This window comes from Pantoea sp. BAV 3049, from assembly GCF_009765445.1.
Lineage (GTDB): Bacteria > Pseudomonadota > Gammaproteobacteria > Enterobacterales > Enterobacteriaceae > Erwinia.
Genome location: NZ_WHOY01000031.1, coordinates 2016306 through 2033277 on the forward strand (window position 1 = coordinate 2016306; position 16972 = coordinate 2033277).

16 protein-coding genes are annotated in these 16972 nt (G+C 54.5%); 7 read left to right on the forward strand and 9 right to left on the reverse strand.

The genetic code is table 11. From position 1 onward, the window contains the following. Positions 1-100 precede the first annotated feature (100 nt). From dgoD to yidA, 5 genes are all read right to left on the reverse strand, one after another. Positions 101-1249: a galactonate dehydratase gene (gene dgoD / locus GSQ70_RS10225; RefSeq protein ID WP_158782431.1), complete on the reverse strand. Its 1149-nt coding sequence runs from the start codon at positions 1247-1249 to the stop codon at positions 101-103. Continuing rightward, positions 1246-1863 carry a 2-dehydro-3-deoxy-6-phosphogalactonate aldolase gene (locus GSQ70_RS10230; protein WP_158782432.1) on the reverse strand — a complete coding sequence of 206 codons (618 nt, stop codon included), beginning with the start codon at positions 1861-1863 and terminating at the stop codon, positions 1246-1248. The genes dgoD and GSQ70_RS10230 overlap by 4 nt, the downstream gene beginning before the upstream one ends. Then, positions 1847-2728 (reverse strand): 2-dehydro-3-deoxygalactonokinase, encoded by an 882-nt coding sequence (locus GSQ70_RS10235; RefSeq protein WP_158782433.1) that lies wholly within the window; start codon positions 2726-2728, stop codon positions 1847-1849. Before GSQ70_RS10235 ends, GSQ70_RS10230 begins: the two co-directional genes overlap by 17 nt. Then, positions 2725-3420 carry a FadR/GntR family transcriptional regulator gene (locus GSQ70_RS10240; protein ID WP_158782434.1) on the reverse strand — a complete coding sequence of 232 codons (696 nt, stop codon included), beginning with the start codon at positions 3418-3420 and terminating at the stop codon, positions 2725-2727. The genes GSQ70_RS10235 and GSQ70_RS10240 overlap by 4 nt, the downstream gene beginning before the upstream one ends. Positions 3421-3667: 247 nt before the next feature. Beyond that, positions 3668-4477, reverse strand: coding sequence for a sugar-phosphatase (gene yidA, locus GSQ70_RS10245; RefSeq protein ID WP_158782435.1), 810 nt, complete (start codon positions 4475-4477; stop codon positions 3668-3670). Between the two features lie 358 nt (positions 4478-4835). On the opposite strand from yidA, the gene GSQ70_RS10250 reads away from it, so the two are divergent. Then, positions 4836-5441, forward strand: coding sequence for a LuxR C-terminal-related transcriptional regulator (locus GSQ70_RS10250; protein ID WP_158782436.1), 606 nt, complete (start codon positions 4836-4838; stop codon positions 5439-5441). 58 nt (positions 5442-5499) lie between these two features. Here the strand turns inward: GSQ70_RS10250 and gyrB are convergent, their stop codons facing one another. The 4 genes from gyrB to dnaA form a co-directional block, all read right to left on the reverse strand. Continuing rightward, positions 5500-7908 carry a DNA topoisomerase (ATP-hydrolyzing) subunit B gene (gene gyrB / locus GSQ70_RS10255; RefSeq protein ID WP_158782437.1) on the reverse strand — a complete coding sequence of 803 codons (2409 nt, stop codon included), beginning with the start codon at positions 7906-7908 and terminating at the stop codon, positions 5500-5502. Positions 7909-7925: 17 nt separating this feature from the next. Then, positions 7926-9011: a DNA replication/repair protein RecF gene (gene recF, locus GSQ70_RS10260; protein WP_158782438.1), complete on the reverse strand. Its 1086-nt coding sequence runs from the start codon at positions 9009-9011 to the stop codon at positions 7926-7928. Positions 9012-9194: 183 nt separating this feature from the next. Further along, complete coding sequence (gene dnaN, locus GSQ70_RS10265; protein WP_158782439.1) at positions 9195-10295, reverse strand: DNA polymerase III subunit beta; 1101 nt, start codon at positions 10293-10295, stop codon at positions 9195-9197. Between the two features lie 4 nt (positions 10296-10299). Next, the gene (dnaA, locus tag GSQ70_RS10270) at positions 10300-11691 is read right to left on the reverse strand and encodes a chromosomal replication initiator protein DnaA (protein WP_158782440.1); all 1392 of its coding nucleotides are present in this window, start codon (positions 11689-11691) and stop codon (positions 10300-10302) included. 600 nt (positions 11692-12291) lie between these two features. Here dnaA and rpmH point away from each other — a divergent pair. The 6 genes from rpmH (at position 12292) to GSQ70_RS10300 (ending at position 16855) form a co-directional block, all read left to right on the forward strand. Further along, the gene (rpmH, locus tag GSQ70_RS10275) at positions 12292-12432 is read left to right on the forward strand and encodes a 50S ribosomal protein L34 (protein ID WP_003849659.1); all 141 of its coding nucleotides are present in this window, start codon (positions 12292-12294) and stop codon (positions 12430-12432) included. A 17-nt stretch (positions 12433-12449) separates the two neighbouring features. Beyond that, entirely contained in the window at positions 12450-12809 is a 360-nt protein-coding gene (gene rnpA / locus GSQ70_RS10280) for a ribonuclease P protein component (protein ID WP_158782441.1), read from the forward strand. Then, positions 12773-13030: a membrane protein insertion efficiency factor YidD gene (gene yidD / locus GSQ70_RS10285; RefSeq protein WP_158782442.1), complete on the forward strand. Its 258-nt coding sequence runs from the start codon at positions 12773-12775 to the stop codon at positions 13028-13030. The genes rnpA and yidD overlap by 37 nt, the downstream gene beginning before the upstream one ends. 2 nt (positions 13031-13032) lie before the next feature. Continuing rightward, a complete protein-coding gene (yidC, locus tag GSQ70_RS10290; protein ID WP_158782443.1) occupies positions 13033-14676 on the forward strand; it encodes a membrane protein insertase YidC in 1644 nt (547 codons plus the stop codon). Between the two features lie 82 nt (positions 14677-14758). After that, the gene (mnmE, locus tag GSQ70_RS10295) at positions 14759-16123 is read left to right on the forward strand and encodes a tRNA uridine-5-carboxymethylaminomethyl(34) synthesis GTPase MnmE (RefSeq protein ID WP_158782444.1); all 1365 of its coding nucleotides are present in this window, start codon (positions 14759-14761) and stop codon (positions 16121-16123) included. 294 nt (positions 16124-16417) lie between these two features. Continuing rightward, positions 16418-16855, forward strand: coding sequence for a DcrB-related protein (locus tag GSQ70_RS10300; RefSeq protein WP_158782445.1), 438 nt, complete (start codon positions 16418-16420; stop codon positions 16853-16855). Positions 16856-16972: the final 117 nt, after the last annotated feature.

The following is a 16972-nucleotide window of genomic DNA, read 5'->3' on the forward strand; positions in this document are numbered from 1 at the left end:
CCAGGCTGCAAGAAAGTGAGTCCCGATGAGCTTACTCCAGTAAGTGATTCGGGGAGGTTCTTGCAACTAACGCCGCTACAGCGTCAGGGACAACGGAGATTTACCATTCTGCTACTGTGCCGTCTTCAGATCGCCACAACGGATTTCTCCAGTCCTTTACCTGCTGACTGCGTTCAATCACCAGCTGCTCGTTGATTTCCACGCCCAGACCTGGTTTATTCAGCGGTGCAAAGTGGCCGCCTTTCATATTGAAATCTTCCTTGTTCACGACGTAATCCAGCAGTTCGGCACCTTTGTTGTAGTGGATGCCCATGCTCTGCTCCTGGAAAACGGCATTGCGCGAGACGAAATCCACATGCAGGCAGGAAGCCAACGCAATCGGCCCCAGCGGACAGTGCGGAGCCAGTGCCACATCATAGGCTTCTGCCATTGCGGCAATTTTGTAGCACTCGGTGATGCCGCCCGCATGGGAGAGATCCGGCTGCAGAATTGCCAGGCCACCCGCTTCGAGTACCCGTTTGAACTCAAAGCGGGAATACATGCGTTCACCGGCGGCAATCGGCAGGTGGGTCTGTGACGCCAGGCGGGGATAATACTCGGCCTGCTCGGCCAGCACCGGTTCTTCAATGAATAGCGGACGATACGGTTCAAGCTCTTTGATCAGGATTTTCGCCATAGGCGCACTGACGCGACCGTGGAAATCCAGGCCAAACTCAATCTCATTGCCGAAGGCTTCACGGATTTGCGCCACGGTGTTCACGGCAGCATCCACCTTGCGCGAGCTGTCGATAATGCCCATCTCTTCACAACCGTTCAGCTTGAAGGTGTCAAAGCCAATTTCCCGCAGCTTTTTAATCCCGTCGATCACTTCCGCCGGACGATCGCCACCCACCCAGCTATAAGCTTTAATGCTGTCACGCACCAGGCCGCCCAGCATCTGCCACACCGGCACGCCCAGCACTTTACCTTTAATATCCCACAGCGCCTGATCGATACCGGCAATGGCGCTCATCAACACCGGGCCGCCACGATAGAATCCGCCGCGATACATCACCTGCCACAGGTCATTAATCCGTGCGGGATCCTGACCCACCAGGTACTCCGACAATTCGTGCACGGCAGCTTCCACGCTGCGCGCGCGGCCTTCGATCACCGGTTCGCCCCAGCCCACCACGCCTTCATCCGTTTCAATTTTCAGGAACATCCAGCGCGGCGGCAGGCGATAAGTGGTGAGTTTGGTAATTTTCATTTTACGGCTTCCTTCCAGGCAGTAACGAAAGCGCGTGCCTGTTCTGCCGTGCGTGAGACGGGCTGTCCGGCGCGATAGAGATCGCTCCCCAGACCAGCTCCTACACAGCCAGCAGCCAGAAACGCATGGAGATTTTCAGGAGTCACACCGCCAACGGCGAACACCGGGACTTCCGACGGCAGCACCGCTTTCAGCGCTTTGATATAGTCCGGTCCGAAGGCTGATGAAGGGAAAATTTTCAGCGCCTGCGCCCCCGCCTTCAGGGCGGCAAAAGCTTCTGAGGCGGTGGCACAACCGGCCGCTACCGTCATTCCGTGTTCAACAGCCCGGCGGATCACCGCCACATCTGTGTTCGGGGTCACCACCAGCTTGCTGTTCATTTCAGCCAGACGGTCCACCTGCTCCGGTTCCAGTACGGTTCCGGCACCGATCAGCGCTTTATCACCGAACGTTTTCACCATGCTGGCGATACTCAGCTGCCAGTCCGGCGAATTCAGCGGGATTTCCACCGCATCGAATCCGGCCTCAACCAGCGCGCCGACATGCGCCTCAGCCTCTTCAGGGCGGATGCCACGTAAAATGGCGATCAGCGGTAGCTTAGTGCTCCAGTTCATCTGCGATGTTCCTTATTCCATGCTGAAAAGCGCGGTCGCCCTCCAGCAGTTGTGCCGGTAGCCCGGCCAGTTTCAGCGCGCTGAGATAACGTTCTGACAGCCCGCTGCCTGCAATCACCGTCAGCGGTTCACCGCTGCCCTGCATAAATTCACGCTTCATCAGCGCCACCTCATGACCGATTAGCAGTCCGGAAAGGTAGTCGCTGACCGATTCTCTCGGCCGCGAGCCGAGCACATGGGCAGCTCTGACCTCAAACAGGCGCGCCAGAATGCTGCTGTCGCTGATGCCGGTTTCCAGCCCCTGCCAGAAGGCCTCCGGATCGGATTGCTGCTCCGGCAATCCGCTACCCACCAGTGAATGATTAAGCAGGACATGGTGCAGTTCTCCGGTCATTACGGTGCGAAAATCTTCAACTCTGTCGCCATCTGCACGAACCCATTTGCAATGCGTGCCAGGCATTACGTAATACGCCGCGGGGGCCAGTGAAACCGCACCCAGCAGCTGAGTTTCTTCTCCGCGCATCACGTTATGGTTATCGCTGGCGGTGACGCTCAGGCCGGGAATAATCCAGGCCCTGTCTTCCACCCGCGTCAGGCGTGAAGCAATATCCCCGAGCACCACAGGACAAGCCAGGTACGGCACGCTCAGCCAGCCAGCATTGCTGCCAACCATCCCCGCCATCACGACCGGAACCTCATTCACCGGCCAGCCTTCAGTCATGCTGGCAAAAACTGCAGCGGGCGTCCGTCCGTTCAGGCGGGTGACACCTGATTCCGAGCGGCGCTCCTGCTGGCATTCCCCCTGGCGGTAATACCAGGCGCGCAGGTTTGTAGAGCCCCAGTCGATGGCGATATAGCTTGTCACGTGATGTCCTTCATTCGTCGGGTTGAGCTGGCAATCATCTTCTGCGCCGCCTGCTCTGCCTCATCCGGCTTCTGGTGCCGAATGGCGTCAAACAGCGCTTTGTGTTCCTGCAGCGTGGTAGGCATATTGCCGCTGTCTGCCATATAGGTGCGTTCAAACACCGCACGCTGCAGCGAGCTGATGGCCACGCTGAGCTGCTGCAGCACCGGGTTATGCACCGATTCCAGTACCGCTTCGTGATAGCGAATATCCGCCTGGTTGAAAGCTTCGCGATCGCGATGATTGGCGACCATGTCATTCAGCGCGGCCTCGATGCTGGCCAGGTCGCTGGAGGTGGCCCGCTCGGCCGACCAGCGGGCGATCTGCGGCTCCACCAGGTTACGGACTTCACTCATTGCCGCTATCAGCCGCGGGTCCTGATCGTGCTTCAGCGACCACTGCAGGACATCACTGTCGAGAAAGTTCCACTGGCTGCGCTGGGTGACAAATGCGCCACGATAGCGCTTCATCTCCACCAGACGTTTGGAGCCCAGCGAGCGAAAAACCTCCCGGATGATATTGCGCGAAGTGGTAAAGCGTTCGCACAGCTCAGCTTCAGCCGGTAAGGAAGCGCCTGGCGTGTACTGACCAGAAACAATCTCCTCGCCCAGGGTCAGAATGATGCGGTCCGTTTTACTGAGTTCGTCTTTCATGATGTTCCATGCAGTTAAGTGAAAGTTTTTCTCACTTTACCGCCGTCTGCGGTTTTTTTGCACTACATTGATCAGCGAAAATGTTCAGGTGATGAGATGATTGTAGTACCTTAAATAAGGGTTGTACTACAATATAGATCACAAAACGGACAATTGAGGCAGGAAGGTTTTGTAGAGATTAAAGGACCAGTGCAGGGAGCAGGGACAGCGTGATGAGGTCCCGGGCTGGCCGGGACACAGAGAGTATTTACAACGCGAACTTCTCAATGGCGAGCGCCACGCCGTCTTCCATATTGGTTTTGGTGACATACTGCGCGACGGCTTTGACCGAATCAATACCGTTGCCCATCGCCACGCCCGTTCCGGCATATTCCAGCATCGCGATGTCATTTTCCTGGTCACCAATCGCCATCACTTCCTCACGAGTCAGGCCAAGACGATCGGCCAGCGCTTTCACGCCCGCGCCTTTATTTACCTGCTTGCTGAGAATTTCCAGATAGTAAGGGGAACTTTTCATAATTGTGTAGCGATCGCGGGCTTCCTGCGGGATACGCTTGATGGCTTCATCAAGAATCGACGGCGGATCGATCATCATGACTTTCGGGAAGGTGGCGGACTTATCCATCTCTTCCACCGCACGATAGCGCAGCGGGATGCCAGTCAGATACGATTCATGCACGCTGTATTCGCTGATGTCCTTGTTAGGGGTAAACAGCAGCGATTTGGTCAGTGCCTGGAAATGTACGCCCAGTTCGCGCGCCAGCTGTTCAAAGTACAGATAGTCGTCGTAGTTAAGGGTCACTTCTGCCACGCAGTCGCCCGTCTCCGCCTTCTGCACCAGCGCACCGTTGTTAGTGATGCAGTACTGGCCTTCCTGCTGGAGATCCAGCTCCATCAGGTAACGTTGCACGCCAACAAAAGGACGGCCGGTTGCCAGTACGACCGCCACGCCTTTGTCACGGGCAGCCTGAATCGCCTGTTTTACCCGCGGTGTCACTTCATGCTGCGGGTTTAAGAGTGTGCCGTCCATATCGATCGCAATCAGTTTTATCGCCATAACATCCTCGTCAGTACACGGTTTCTCTCATGCTAGCGCGATTCAGCTCACATTGACCAGTCTGATTGCGTCAGCGGTACCGCTGGTCATCACGATTGAATCCCCGCAGATAAAGGTTCGGACCCCATTAAGACCATTTATTATTAGTGACGCCGACAGGCGAATAGAGCGGAAATCTCCAAAATGCTCCATAAATGGTGGTATCGGGGACGTATTTGAGCGTAAAGTAACGGGAGTGATTATAAAATTCTGGAATCATCCGGCACTATCGGGAGCGTACATTCAAATTATCCACAGGGGAAGTCAGGATAATGATCCGATTGGAGCCAGAATTGATACACATTCATGGAGGAATAAAATGAACATTCTGATCGACAGCAAGGACAGTTTTTTTATCACCGGCACCATCGGCCTGATCAACCAGGCCTGGCTACACAGCTTTAATAACCACCCGGTTTTCCTGATCGGTGACGAAGGCACATCGCTGCTGGAGCCAGATATCATCATCGCCGATGTCTGCTCCAGCGGATGGACGCGCTGCAATAACTCTGCCCGCAACGTAAAAAAACAGTCTCCGGCTGGCCGCCATGTTTCGCTTACCCTGACTTCTCCAGCCAGAACAGGTGCGGGGAAAGAGTGCCAGCGGCACCAGGTCCGTCTGGAAAAACAGCAGGCGGCCACCGAGCTGCAGAAGTTTTTTAAACGCGGAAACCCGGCGATTTCCCAGCCCTGGTGTAACAGAAAATCCCCTGGCGGCCAGCCGCAGGACATTATTCTGAGTAAACAGCAGGCAATGGTGGTGCAGTATACCCGCGAGGGCATGTCGCTGACCGATATTTCCCGCGTCACCAGCCTGAGCGTAAAAACCATCAGTACCCACAAGCGGGCCATCATGCGCAAGCTGGGCATGAAAAATAACAGTGAGTTCTACCAGTACACGCTGGCAGGGATCCTCCAGCGTTGAGCATAAAAAAAGGCAGATCTTTCGATCTGCCTTTTTGCTGTCTGCTGCTTAAACGGCGTTAAATATCGATGTTGGCAGCTTTCAGGGCGTTCTCTTCGATAAATGCACGACGTGGCTCAACCGCATCACCCATCAGCGTGGTAAACAGCTGATCGGCCGCGATAGCGTCCTTCACCGTTACGCGCAACATGCGGCGGCTGTCCGGATCCATGGTGGTTTCCCACAGCTGCTCCGGGTTCATTTCGCCCAGACCTTTATAACGCTGAACGGACAGACCACGACGGGACTCTTTCACCAGCCAGTCCATTGCCTGCTCAAAAGAGTCAACCGGCTGACGACGCTCGCCACGTTCAATAAATGCGTCTTCTTCGATCAGGCCACGCAGCTTCTCACCCAGCGAACAGATTTTACGGTATTCGCCGCCCAGCACGAATTCGCTGTCCAGCGGATAATCGGTATCCACGCCGTGGGTACGGATGCGCACAATCGGTTCGAAGATGTGCAGCTCGCGGTTTTCTCGCACCAGACCGGAATATGAGCTGCCGTGTTGCTCTTTTTCGTTCAGCCGTGCGACCAGGCCATCAATCCAGCTCTGCACTGGTGCTTCAACGGAAATATCGCTCAGCGTCGGGTGATAGATCAGTGAGTTCAGCAGCGCAACCGGATAACGGCGCTCCATACGTTTGATCATTTTGCGGGCGCTGTTGAATTCCGCCACCAGCGTTTCCAGCGGCTCACCGCCCAGTGCAGGCGCATCGGCATTGGTGTGCAGCGTTGCGCCGTCCAGCGCAATGGCGATCTGGTACTGATCCATTGCGTCGTCGTCTTTGATGTACTGCTCCTGCTTGCCTTTCTTCACCTTGTACAGCGGCGGCTGGGCAATATAAACGTGTCCACGCTCGATGATTTCCGGCATCTGGCGGTAGAAGAAGGTCAGCAGCAGCGTGCGGATGTGGGAACCATCGACGTCCGCATCGGTCATGATGATGATGCTGTGGTAGCGCAGCTTGTCAGGGTTGTATTCGTCACGACCAATGCCGCAGCCCAGCGCGGTGATCAGCGTCGCCACTTCCTGCGAAGCGAGCATCTTATCAAAGCGCGCCTTCTCCACGTTGAGGATTTTCCCCTTCAGCGGCAGGATGGCCTGGTTTTTACGGTTACGACCCTGCTTGGCGGAACCGCCTGCAGAATCACCCTCCACCAGGTAGATTTCAGACAGCGCCGGGTCGCGCTCCTGACAGTCCGCCAGCTTGCCCGGCAGTCCTGCCAGATCCAGCGCGCCTTTACGGCGGGTCATTTCACGTGCGCGACGAGCTGCTTCACGGGCACGGGCAGCATCGATGATTTTACCGACCACGATTTTCGCATCGCCCGGATTTTCCAGCAGGTATTCCGCCAGCAGCTCATTCATCTGCTGCTCAACCGCGGATTTCACTTCGGAAGAAACCAGTTTGTCTTTGGTCTGTGAGGAGAACTTAGGATCCGGAACCTTGACTGACACTACCGCAATCAGGCCTTCGCGCGCATCGTCACCGGTGGCGCTGACCTTGGCTTTCTTGCTGTAGCCTTCTTTATCCATATAGGCGTTCAGGGTACGGGTCATCGCGGCACGGAAACCGGCCAGGTGAGTACCGCCATCGCGCTGGGGGATGTTGTTGGTGAAGCAGTAAATGTTTTCCTGAAAACCGTCGTTCCACTGCAGCGCCACTTCCACGCCGATGCCGTCTTTCTCGGTGGAGAAGTAGAAGACATTAGGGTGGATTGGGGTCTTGTTGCGATTCAGGTATTCAACAAACGCCTTGATGCCACCTTCGTAGTGGTAGTGATCTTTTTTGTCGTCACGCTTGTCTTCCAGCTTGATTGACACGCCGGAGTTAAGGAACGACAGCTCACGCAGACGCTTGGCCAGAATTTCATATTCGAAATCAGTAACGTTGGTGAAGGTTTCATGGCTTGGCCAGAAGCGCACGCGCGTCCCGGTCAGATCCGTTTCACCTGTTACGCCCAGCGGAGCCTGTGGCACACCGTGAACGTAAACCTGCTGGTGAACTTTACCTTCACGACGGATGGTCAGTTCCAGTTTTTCCGACAGGGCGTTAACCACTGAAACACCCACGCCATGCAGACCACCCGACACTTTATAAGAGTTGTCATCGAACTTACCGCCTGCGTGCAGAACGGTCATGATCACTTCCGCAGCAGAGACACCCTCTTCTTCATGGATGCCGGTCGGAATACCACGGCCATCATCCTGAACGGATACGGAGTTATCCGCATGAATAGTAACCAGAATATCTTTACAGTGACCGGCGAGTGCTTCGTCGATGGCGTTATCCACGACCTCGAATACCATGTGATGCAGACCGGTGCCGTCATCCGTATCGCCGATATACATACCCGGGCGCTTGCGTACTGCATCCAGCCCTTTTAGAACTTTGATACTTGAGGAGTCATAAGAATTCGACATCAACGTTTCTCGCTCGTTTAATCTTCAGGTTGAACCGCTATTTTACCCTGTTCTACGTGGAACATCTTGCCCTTTTCGTCAGCCATGTCGAAGACGTGCTCGGCACTGATGGCGCTGACAAAAACCTGGGCATGAGTGGCTTTCAGTCGCGAGGCCAGTAACTGACGGCGCGTTTCATCCAGCTCAGAGGCAAAATCATCTATCAGATACAGGCAGCGTCGCCCGTTCTGTCGGGTGAGGAACTCACCCTGCGCCAGTCTCAGGGCGCACATCAGCAGCTTTAACTGGCCGCGTGACAGTAAATCTTCCACCGGCGTGCCGTCGGCCCGAATACGAAAATCGGCCTTGTGCGGCCCGCTGGCGGTGTAGGTCAGGGCTCTGTCGCGCTCAAACTGGCGCTCCAGCAACTCACTGTAATCCGTCTCTTTATCCCAGCCGCGCTGGAAGGAGAAGTTCAGCTCAAACTCCGGCAGAAACTGCGCGCAGGTGGCGTTGATATCGGCAGCGATGGCTTCGCTGTAGGCGGCGCGCCATTGGCTGATTTGTTCAGCCAGGGGAGCCAACTCCTGATCCCACGCGCGAATTTGCTGATAGCGTGAGACCTGCCGCAGCGCGGCATTTCGCTGCTTCAGCAGACGCCTGAGGTTACTCCAGGCAGTGAAAAAGCCCGGCTCGTTGTGAAAACAGCCCCAGTCGATATAAGCGCGACGGTATTTGGGGCCGCCGTTCAGCAGGGTAAAACCTTCCGGAGTGATCAGCTGCATTGGCAGCATCTGGGCCAGTTCAGCCACCTTGTGACCATCGCTGCCGTCAATGCGCACTTTGCTGTCTCCGGCACGATTTTTAGTCAGGCCAACCGACATTTCCCGCTCCGCACCTTCAATGCGACCATGCAGGACAAAAGCTTCCTGGTCGTGGCGGATGACCCTGCCAGCCTGCAGGCTGCGAAAAGCCCGACCGTGTCCCAGAGTATAAATCGCCTCCAGCACGCTGGTTTTGCCGCTGCCGTTAGCACCCACCAGAAAGTTAAATCCGGGAGCCAGCGCAATATCCGCGTTTTCGATATTGCGAAAGTCTTTAATAAGAAGGCGGGTTAAAGCCATAAACGAAGTTATTCCGCGGAAAATGCCCAGATAAAATCAGTGTTTGTTTTTCAACAGGCCAGGGCGACAACGGCGCAGTCAGTTTGCGTTCGGCCAGCGCACAGCCACCGGAGCGTACTTGAAGTACGTGAGGATGGCGAGCACTGCCCGGACACAAAATGGCAAGCAAGTTAGCCCGATAGATTATAATCGCATTGGCATGACAACGTAGGCCGCAGACTGGCTGGCCGCGTCTTCAATCTGCACGCTGGACACCGAATCGGTCAGCAGCAGGCGGACATTTTCACATTTCAGCGCATTGAGCACGTCCAGCACGTAGCTGACGTTAAACCCAATCTCCAGATCGGTGCCGCCGTAGGTGACATCCAGCATCTCTTCCGCTTCTTCCTGTTCCGGGTTATTCGCGGTTATTTTCAGCTGATTTTCGCTGATATAGAGGCGAACACCGCGGAATTTCTCGTTAGAGAGAATGGCCGCACGGGCAAAGGCCTGCTTCAGCAGATCGCAACCCGCATCCAGCGTTTTGTCCGGATTTTTCGGCAATACGCGGCGATAATCAGGGAAACGGCCATCAACCAGCTTGGAAGTAAAGATGAAGTCGCCAACGTGCGCACGAATATTGTTGCTGCCAATCTGCACCTGCAGCGGCGTATCGCCACCATCAAGCAGACGCACCAGCTCAATCACCCCTTTACGCGGCACGATCACTGAATGGTCCGGCAGTGACTGCCCCACCGGCATTGAGCAAACCGCCAGGCGGTGACCATCGGTCGCCACGGTACGCAACTCTTCACCTTCAGTTTCAAACAGCATGCCGTTAAGGTAGTAGCGCACATCCTGATGAGCCATGGAGAACTGCGTCGCCTCAATCAGGCGCTTCATGGTCGCCTGCGGCAGGGTAAATTCCACTTCGCTCTGCCAGTCGTCCAGGTTCGGGAAATCACTGGCTGGCAGAGTGGACAGCGAGAAACGGCTGCGTCCGGAGCGCACCAGCATTCTCTCGCCTTCCAGGATCACCGTGATCTCTGCGCCTTCGGGCAGGCCACGACAGATATCAAAGAATTTGCGGGCCGGAACCGTAGTCGCGCCCGGCTCGTGATCCTGCGTCAGCGCGACGCGGGCCACCATCTCCATTTCCAGATCGGTCCCGGTCAGCAGCAGGCTGCCTTCGTTGACCTGTAAAAGCAGGTTGCCGAGGATCGGTAACGTTGGACGACCGCCTAAAGGGCTGCTGACCTGCTGTAAAGGCTTGAGTAAATGCTCGCGTTCTACAATAAATTTCATAGCGTCAGGAAGATAATGTTCTGATTAGATTTGAGAAATCTTCTTTAATATCGTGACTTTCTTCACGCAGCTGTTCGATTTTACGACAGGCATGAAGCACCGTGGTGTGGTCACGACCCCCGAAAGCATCACCGATTTCCGGCAAACTGTGGTTGGTCAGCTCTTTGGCCATCGCCATCGCCATCTGCCGCGGACGGGCAACAGAACGCGAGCGGCGCTTGGAGAGCAGATCAGCCACTTTGATTTTATAATACTCGGCGACAGTTTTTTGAATGTTGTCGATGGTCACCAGCTTTTCCTGTAGCGCCAGCAGATCGCGCAGCGCTTCACGGACGAAATCGATGGTGATCGCCCGACCGGTAAAGTTGGCGTTAGCAATGACGCGGTTCAGCGCGCCTTCCAGCTCACGCACGTTGGAACGCAAACGCTTGGCAATAAAGAACGCCACTTCACCCGGCAGGCGGATGTCGTTTTCATCGGCTTTCTTCATCAGGATCGCCACGCGGGTTTCCAGCTCCGGCGGCTCGATCGCCACCGTCAGACCCCAGCCAAAGCGGGATTTAAGACGATCCTCGACCCCATTGATCTCTTTTGGATAACGATCCGAAGTCAGAATGATCTGCTGATTACCTTCCAGCAGCGCATTAAAGGTGTGGAAAAACTCTTCCTGGGATCGTTCCTTGTTAGCAAAGAACTGAATGTCATCGATAAGCAGTGCATCCACCGAGCGGTAGTAACGCTTAAATTCTTCGATAGCATTGTTCTGCAGCGCTTTGACCATGTCCTGCACAAAACGCTCGGAGTGCATATACACCACCCTGGCATTGGGCTTACGCGCCATGATGCCGTTCCCTACCGCATGCAACAGGTGGGTTTTGCCCAGGCCGGTGCCACCATAAAGGAACAAAGGGTTATAAGCTCCGCCAGGGTTGTCCGCAACCTGACGGGCAGCGGCACGAGCCAGCTGGTTCGACTTACCTTCAACGAAGTTGTCAAAGTTGTGTTTGGTGTTGACGTTCGAGCGGTACGAAAGCTCTGCCGGTGCCGGCATGCTGTCCCAGCTTGGACGTGCAGGGGCAGGACGAGCGCCGTGCGCAGGCGCACTGGCGTGAGCGCTGGCCATCACCGGCTGGCTGATTTGACGGGTGACCGGTTTGCTGCCCACTTCGAAACGCAGTAAAGGCGCGTCCGCCCCGCAGAAGTCATTCAGCAAGCCATTAATATTATTGAGGTATTTATCACGGACCCAATCGAGCACAAAGCGATTTGGTGCATACAAGGCCAGCGTGTTGTCGTTCAATTCGGCCTGTAATGGACGTATCCACATGCTGAATTCGGTGGCAGGTAGTTCATCCTGCAAACGGGCAAGACACTGTTGCCAAAGCGTAAGTGACACGGCGGACTCCACTCGAAAAAATTCGACAAGAAAAAAGGCGCTGAAGCGATAAATTCATCATTGTTGACGCATGCAGATGACGCACATACGAACCGCTATCCGCGGTTTCTCCGCCGCTGACTGACCCGGAGGATCGCTAACGGAAGGGCGGATCATAGCGCAAAGCGCAGCAGAGATCTTCACTTTCTACACAGTTTTGATCCAATTTATCCACAGGCCAAAGATCGCGGGATAAGTTTACGCCATCACGCTCAAAAGGCATTCAGGATCGTCTGCATTCGTTAAGATTTTAAGGTGCCGTCACGTTATTACCGCAAAGTCCCTGCAACAAGATCGCAGGAAGATCCTGAAGGATCCTTGCGCTTTAATACAGACTCCGTATAATTCCTGCCCCGGCGTGTTGCGCTCTGGCCCGAACCGGCTGGTTTTGCGGTCGAACGGGACATCCAGACGCGACTTTAACGCGAAGTAAATTGACTCCGGACTGTACAATTATTACAATCCCGCCTCTTTATTAAAGATACACTGAGGCGTCGGTCGGTTTACTGACCATCAAGCGCGTCACCAAGTGAAATTTTCCAAGTTTAGGTAGAAATCGCCATGAAACGCACTTTTCAACCGTCCGTACTGAAGCGTAACCGTTCACACGGTTTCCGTGCTCGTATGGCAACAAAAAATGGTCGTCAGGTTCTGGCACGTCGTCGTGCTAAAGGCCGTTCACGTCTGACCGTTTCTAAGTAATAAAAGCTAACCGCTGAGTGGTTAAGCTCGCATTTCCCAGGGAGTTACGTTTGTTAACTCCCACTCATTTCACTTTCGTCTTCCAGCAGCCACAAAGAGCCGGTACGCCGCAAATCACCATACTCGGCCGCCTTAACTCGCTGGGGCATCCCCGCATCGGTCTCACCGTAGCCAAAAAAAATGTTAAACGTGCGCACGAACGCAACCGGATCAAGCGATTGACCCGCGAGAGTTTTCGCCTGCGTCAGCATGAGCTTCCTGCCATGGATTTTGTGGTGGTAGCGAAGAAAGGGGTGGCCGATCTGGATAACCGTGCGCTGGCGGAAGCGTTGGAGAAGATATGGCGTCGTCACTGTCGCCTGGCTCGCGGCTCCTGATTGGGCTGATCCGCGTCTATCAACGCGCTATCAGCCCACTGCTGGGACCCCACTGTCGCTTTCATCCAACCTGCTCGCAATATGCTATTGAGGCATATAGCAGGTTTGGCATGATAAAAGGCAGTTGGTTGACGATGAAACGCGTATTAAAATGCCACCCTTTGAACCCGGGTGGCGACGATCCGGTGCCGCCAAAAACCGACGATAACAGAGAACATTAACGATGGATTCGCAACGCAATCTTTTTCTCATCGCTTTTCTGTTCGTGTCTTTTATGATCTGGCAAGCCTGGCAGACGGACCACGCTCCGCAGCCACAGCAAACCCAGACCACGCAAAACACGACAGTAAACGGTGATGCCGCCAATCAGGGCGTACCTGCCAGCGGCCAGGGCAAAACGATCACCGTTAAGACTGACGTGCTGTCTTTACAGATCAACACCCGCGGTGGCGATATTGAGCAGGCACATCTGCTGACTTACCCGGACAAAATGGGTTCTTCACAGCCATTCCAGCTGCTCGAAACCACCCCAGATTTTCTGTATCAGGCTCAGAGCGGTCTGACCGGTCGCAACGGCCCGGATAACCCGGCTAACGGTGCTCGCCCGCTGTTCACCACCACTCAGGATAGTTTTGAGCTGGCGGAGGGACAGAGCGAACTGCGTATCCCGATGACTTACACTGCTGAAAACGGCGTAACCTACACCAAAACCTTCGTTCTGAAGCGTGGTGATTTTGCGATTGGCGTCGATTATCAGGTTAACAACACCACCCAGCAGCCGCTGGAAGTGGCGATGTTTGGTCAGCTGAAGCAGACCATCGACCTGCCTAAGCATCGTGATACCGGCAGCAACAACTTTGCGTTGCACACCTTCCGTGGTGCGGCTTACTCCAGCAGTGAGAGCAACTACGAGAAGTACAAGTTCGACAAAATCAGTGATAACGAAAACCTGAACGTCAGCACCAACAATGGTTGGGTGGCGATGCTTCAGCAGTATTTCGCCACTGCGTGGGTTCCTCGCACCGAAGGCACCAACACCCTTTATACCAGCAACCTGGGTAATGGCGTGGCGGCTGTAGGCTATAAATCTGCACCGGTGACCATCGCTGCGGGTTCACAGCAGAACCTGGCTGCCACCCTGTGGGTAGGACCGGAAATTCAGGACAAGATGGCGGCCATCGCGCCTCACCTTGACCTGACCGTTGACTATGGCTGGCTGTGGTTTATCTCTCAGCCGCTGTTCAAACTGCTGAAGTTTATCCACAGCTTTATCGGTAACTGGGGCTTTTCCATTATCGTTATCACCTTTATCGTTCGTGGCATCATGTACCCGCTGACCAAAGCGCAGTACACCTCCATGGCGAAAATGCGCATGCTGCAGCCCAAGATTCAGGCTATGCGTGAGCGGTTAGGTGAAGATAAGCAGCGCATGAGTCAGGAGATGATGGCGCTGTATAAGGCAGAAAAAGTGAACCCACTGGGTGGCTGTCTGCCGCTGGTTATCCAGATGCCAATCTTCCTGGCCCTGTACTACATGCTGATGGGCTCTATTGAACTGCGTCATGCGCCGTTCATCCTGTGGATCCATGACCTGTCTGCACAGGACCCGTACTACATCCTGCCGGTTCTGATGGGAATCACGATGTTCTTCATTCAGAAGATGTCGCCAACCACCGTGACCGACCCGATGCAGCAGAAGATCATGACCTTTATGCCGGTGATCTTTACCGTGTTCTTCCTGTGGTTCCCGTCAGGTCTGGTGCTGTACTACATCGTCAGTAACCTGGTGACCATTATCCAGCAGCAGCTGATTTATCGCGGCCTGGAAAAACGTGGCCTGCACAGCCGCGACAAGAAGAAAGCGTAATTTGCGCGATTAACCGCAAACAACCCTTTAGAATAAGGCGGTCAGATGACCGCCTTATTTTTTGCCTGAGTGAGAGTTAAACATGAATCATAGCGAGACCATCGTCGCCCAGGCGACCCCGCCAGGCCGTGGCGGTGTGGGCATTCTGCGCGTTTCCGGTTCGAAAGCCGCCGAAGTGGCCCAGATCCTGCTGGGCAAGTTGCCAAAACCCCGCTACGCCGACTATCTGCCGTTCCGTGATGCCGACAACACCACGCTGGATCAGGGGATAGCGCTATGGTTCCCTGGCCCTAACTCCTTTACCGGCGAAGATGTGCTGGAGTTGCAGGGACACGGCGGCCCGGTAATTCTCGACCTGCTGCTCAAACGCATTGTGGCCATAGCTGGCGTGCGCATTGCCCGTCCGGGGGAATTCTCAGAGCGTGCTTTCCTGAATGACAAGTTGGATCTGGCTCAGGCTGAGGCCATTGCAGACCTGATCGATGCCAGCTCAGAACAGGCGGCTCGCTCAGCCCTGAACTCCCTGCAGGGCGCATTTTCTCTGCGGGTGAATACCCTGGTGGAAGCACTCACTCACCTGCGAATCTTTGTGGAAGCTGCCATCGACTTCCCGGATGAGGAAATAGACTTCCTGTCAGACGGCAAAATCGAGGCCCAGCTGAATCAGGTGATTGCCGACCTCGACGGCGTACGTGCCGAAGCACGCCAGGGTAGCCTGCTGCGTGAAGGCATGAAAGTGGTGATAGCCGGTCGACCCAATGCCGGTAAATCCAGCCTGCTGAACGCACTGGCCGGTCGTGAAGCAGCCATTGTGACAGATATCGCCGGTACCACCCGTGACGTCCTGCGTGAGCATATTCATCTCGACGGTATGCCACTGCACATCATCGATACTGCCGGGCTGCGGGAAGCCAGTGACGAAGTCGAACGGATTGGTATTGAGCGTGCATGGAATGAAATTGAACAGGCTGACCGGGTACTGTTTATGGTCGATGGCACAACCACTGAGGCAACCGAACCTGCTGCCATCTGGCCAGATTTTATTGCCCGCCTTCCCGCCACGCTGCCGATTACGGTGGTGCGGAATAAGGCTGATGTCACAGGTGAGACGCTGGGCATGACAGAAGTGAATGGTCACTCACTTATTCGCCTCTCCGCCCGTACTGGCGAAGGGATTGACCTGCTGCGCAATCACCTGAAAGCCAGCATGGGATTTGCCGGGAATATGGAGGGTGGCTTCCTGGCTCGTCGTCGCCATCTGCAGGCTCTGGAGTTAGCATCCACTCACTTACTGCAGGGTAAAGAGCAGTTACTGGGCGCGCGGGCGGGCGAACTGCTGGCCGAAGAGCTGCGGGCGGCACAGCAATGCCTTAGCGAGATCACCGGTGAGTTCACCTCTGATGATCTTCTGGGCCGCATCTTCTCCAGTTTTTGCATCGGAAAATAATCTTCAGGTCGGGTGGCGGTTACAAAAATACAAACCGTCGCCCCTGATGACCCCGGATATTTTTTTTAAGAATCTTAAGAATAAAAAAATAATCGATAACCTCTTTCGCTCCATGTCACTCTCTGGACGGAACGAATATAATCTGACAGACTCAGAACACAAGCAATGGCCGTCTGTCGGCTTATTGCAATCCTGCCATGGATATTAACTCAGCGTCGCAAGAGCCGGGCAACTGAAAGGAATACGGTTCTCCTGAGTGACCTTTCTGGAGCCTGTTAAACATATAAGGACATTATGAACAACAATAGCCATTACACCTTCAATGAAGGAAAGATAATTCTTCCGGAAAATTATATCGATCGCACGGTGCATGCGCTTATCGATGACATTTCAAACAAGCCTGGTATTAACATTTCCCGCGATAAACTCTCTGATAATCAAACATTAGATGACTACCTCGATGAACAGTACCAGCAACTGATCGCTAAAATGGTCGGCTGGGAACAAGAACCCCGCAAGCAGATCTTTCTGGGTGAAGACCGCATTCCCGGGCAAGAGATTACTTTCAGTTTTTTGCGGCAGCCAGAACACCGCCTGTGGCAGAAACAGGCCGTATTTGTGATTGGTGATAAAGATGTGCTGGTTTTCAGCCTGTCAAAAGTTTCGGCCTTCGACGAAAATGATCAAAGCCTGCTGGACGGTATGCTGCAAAGTTTTATCCCAAACACATAATTGATCGTCATCAGAGATATCTATTTTGCCGGTCATGATGACCGGCACTATTGATGGAAATATTGGCCTGGCTGTTGCTGGTAATAGCGTATTTGATCTTGTCAGTTTCGTCGCCTT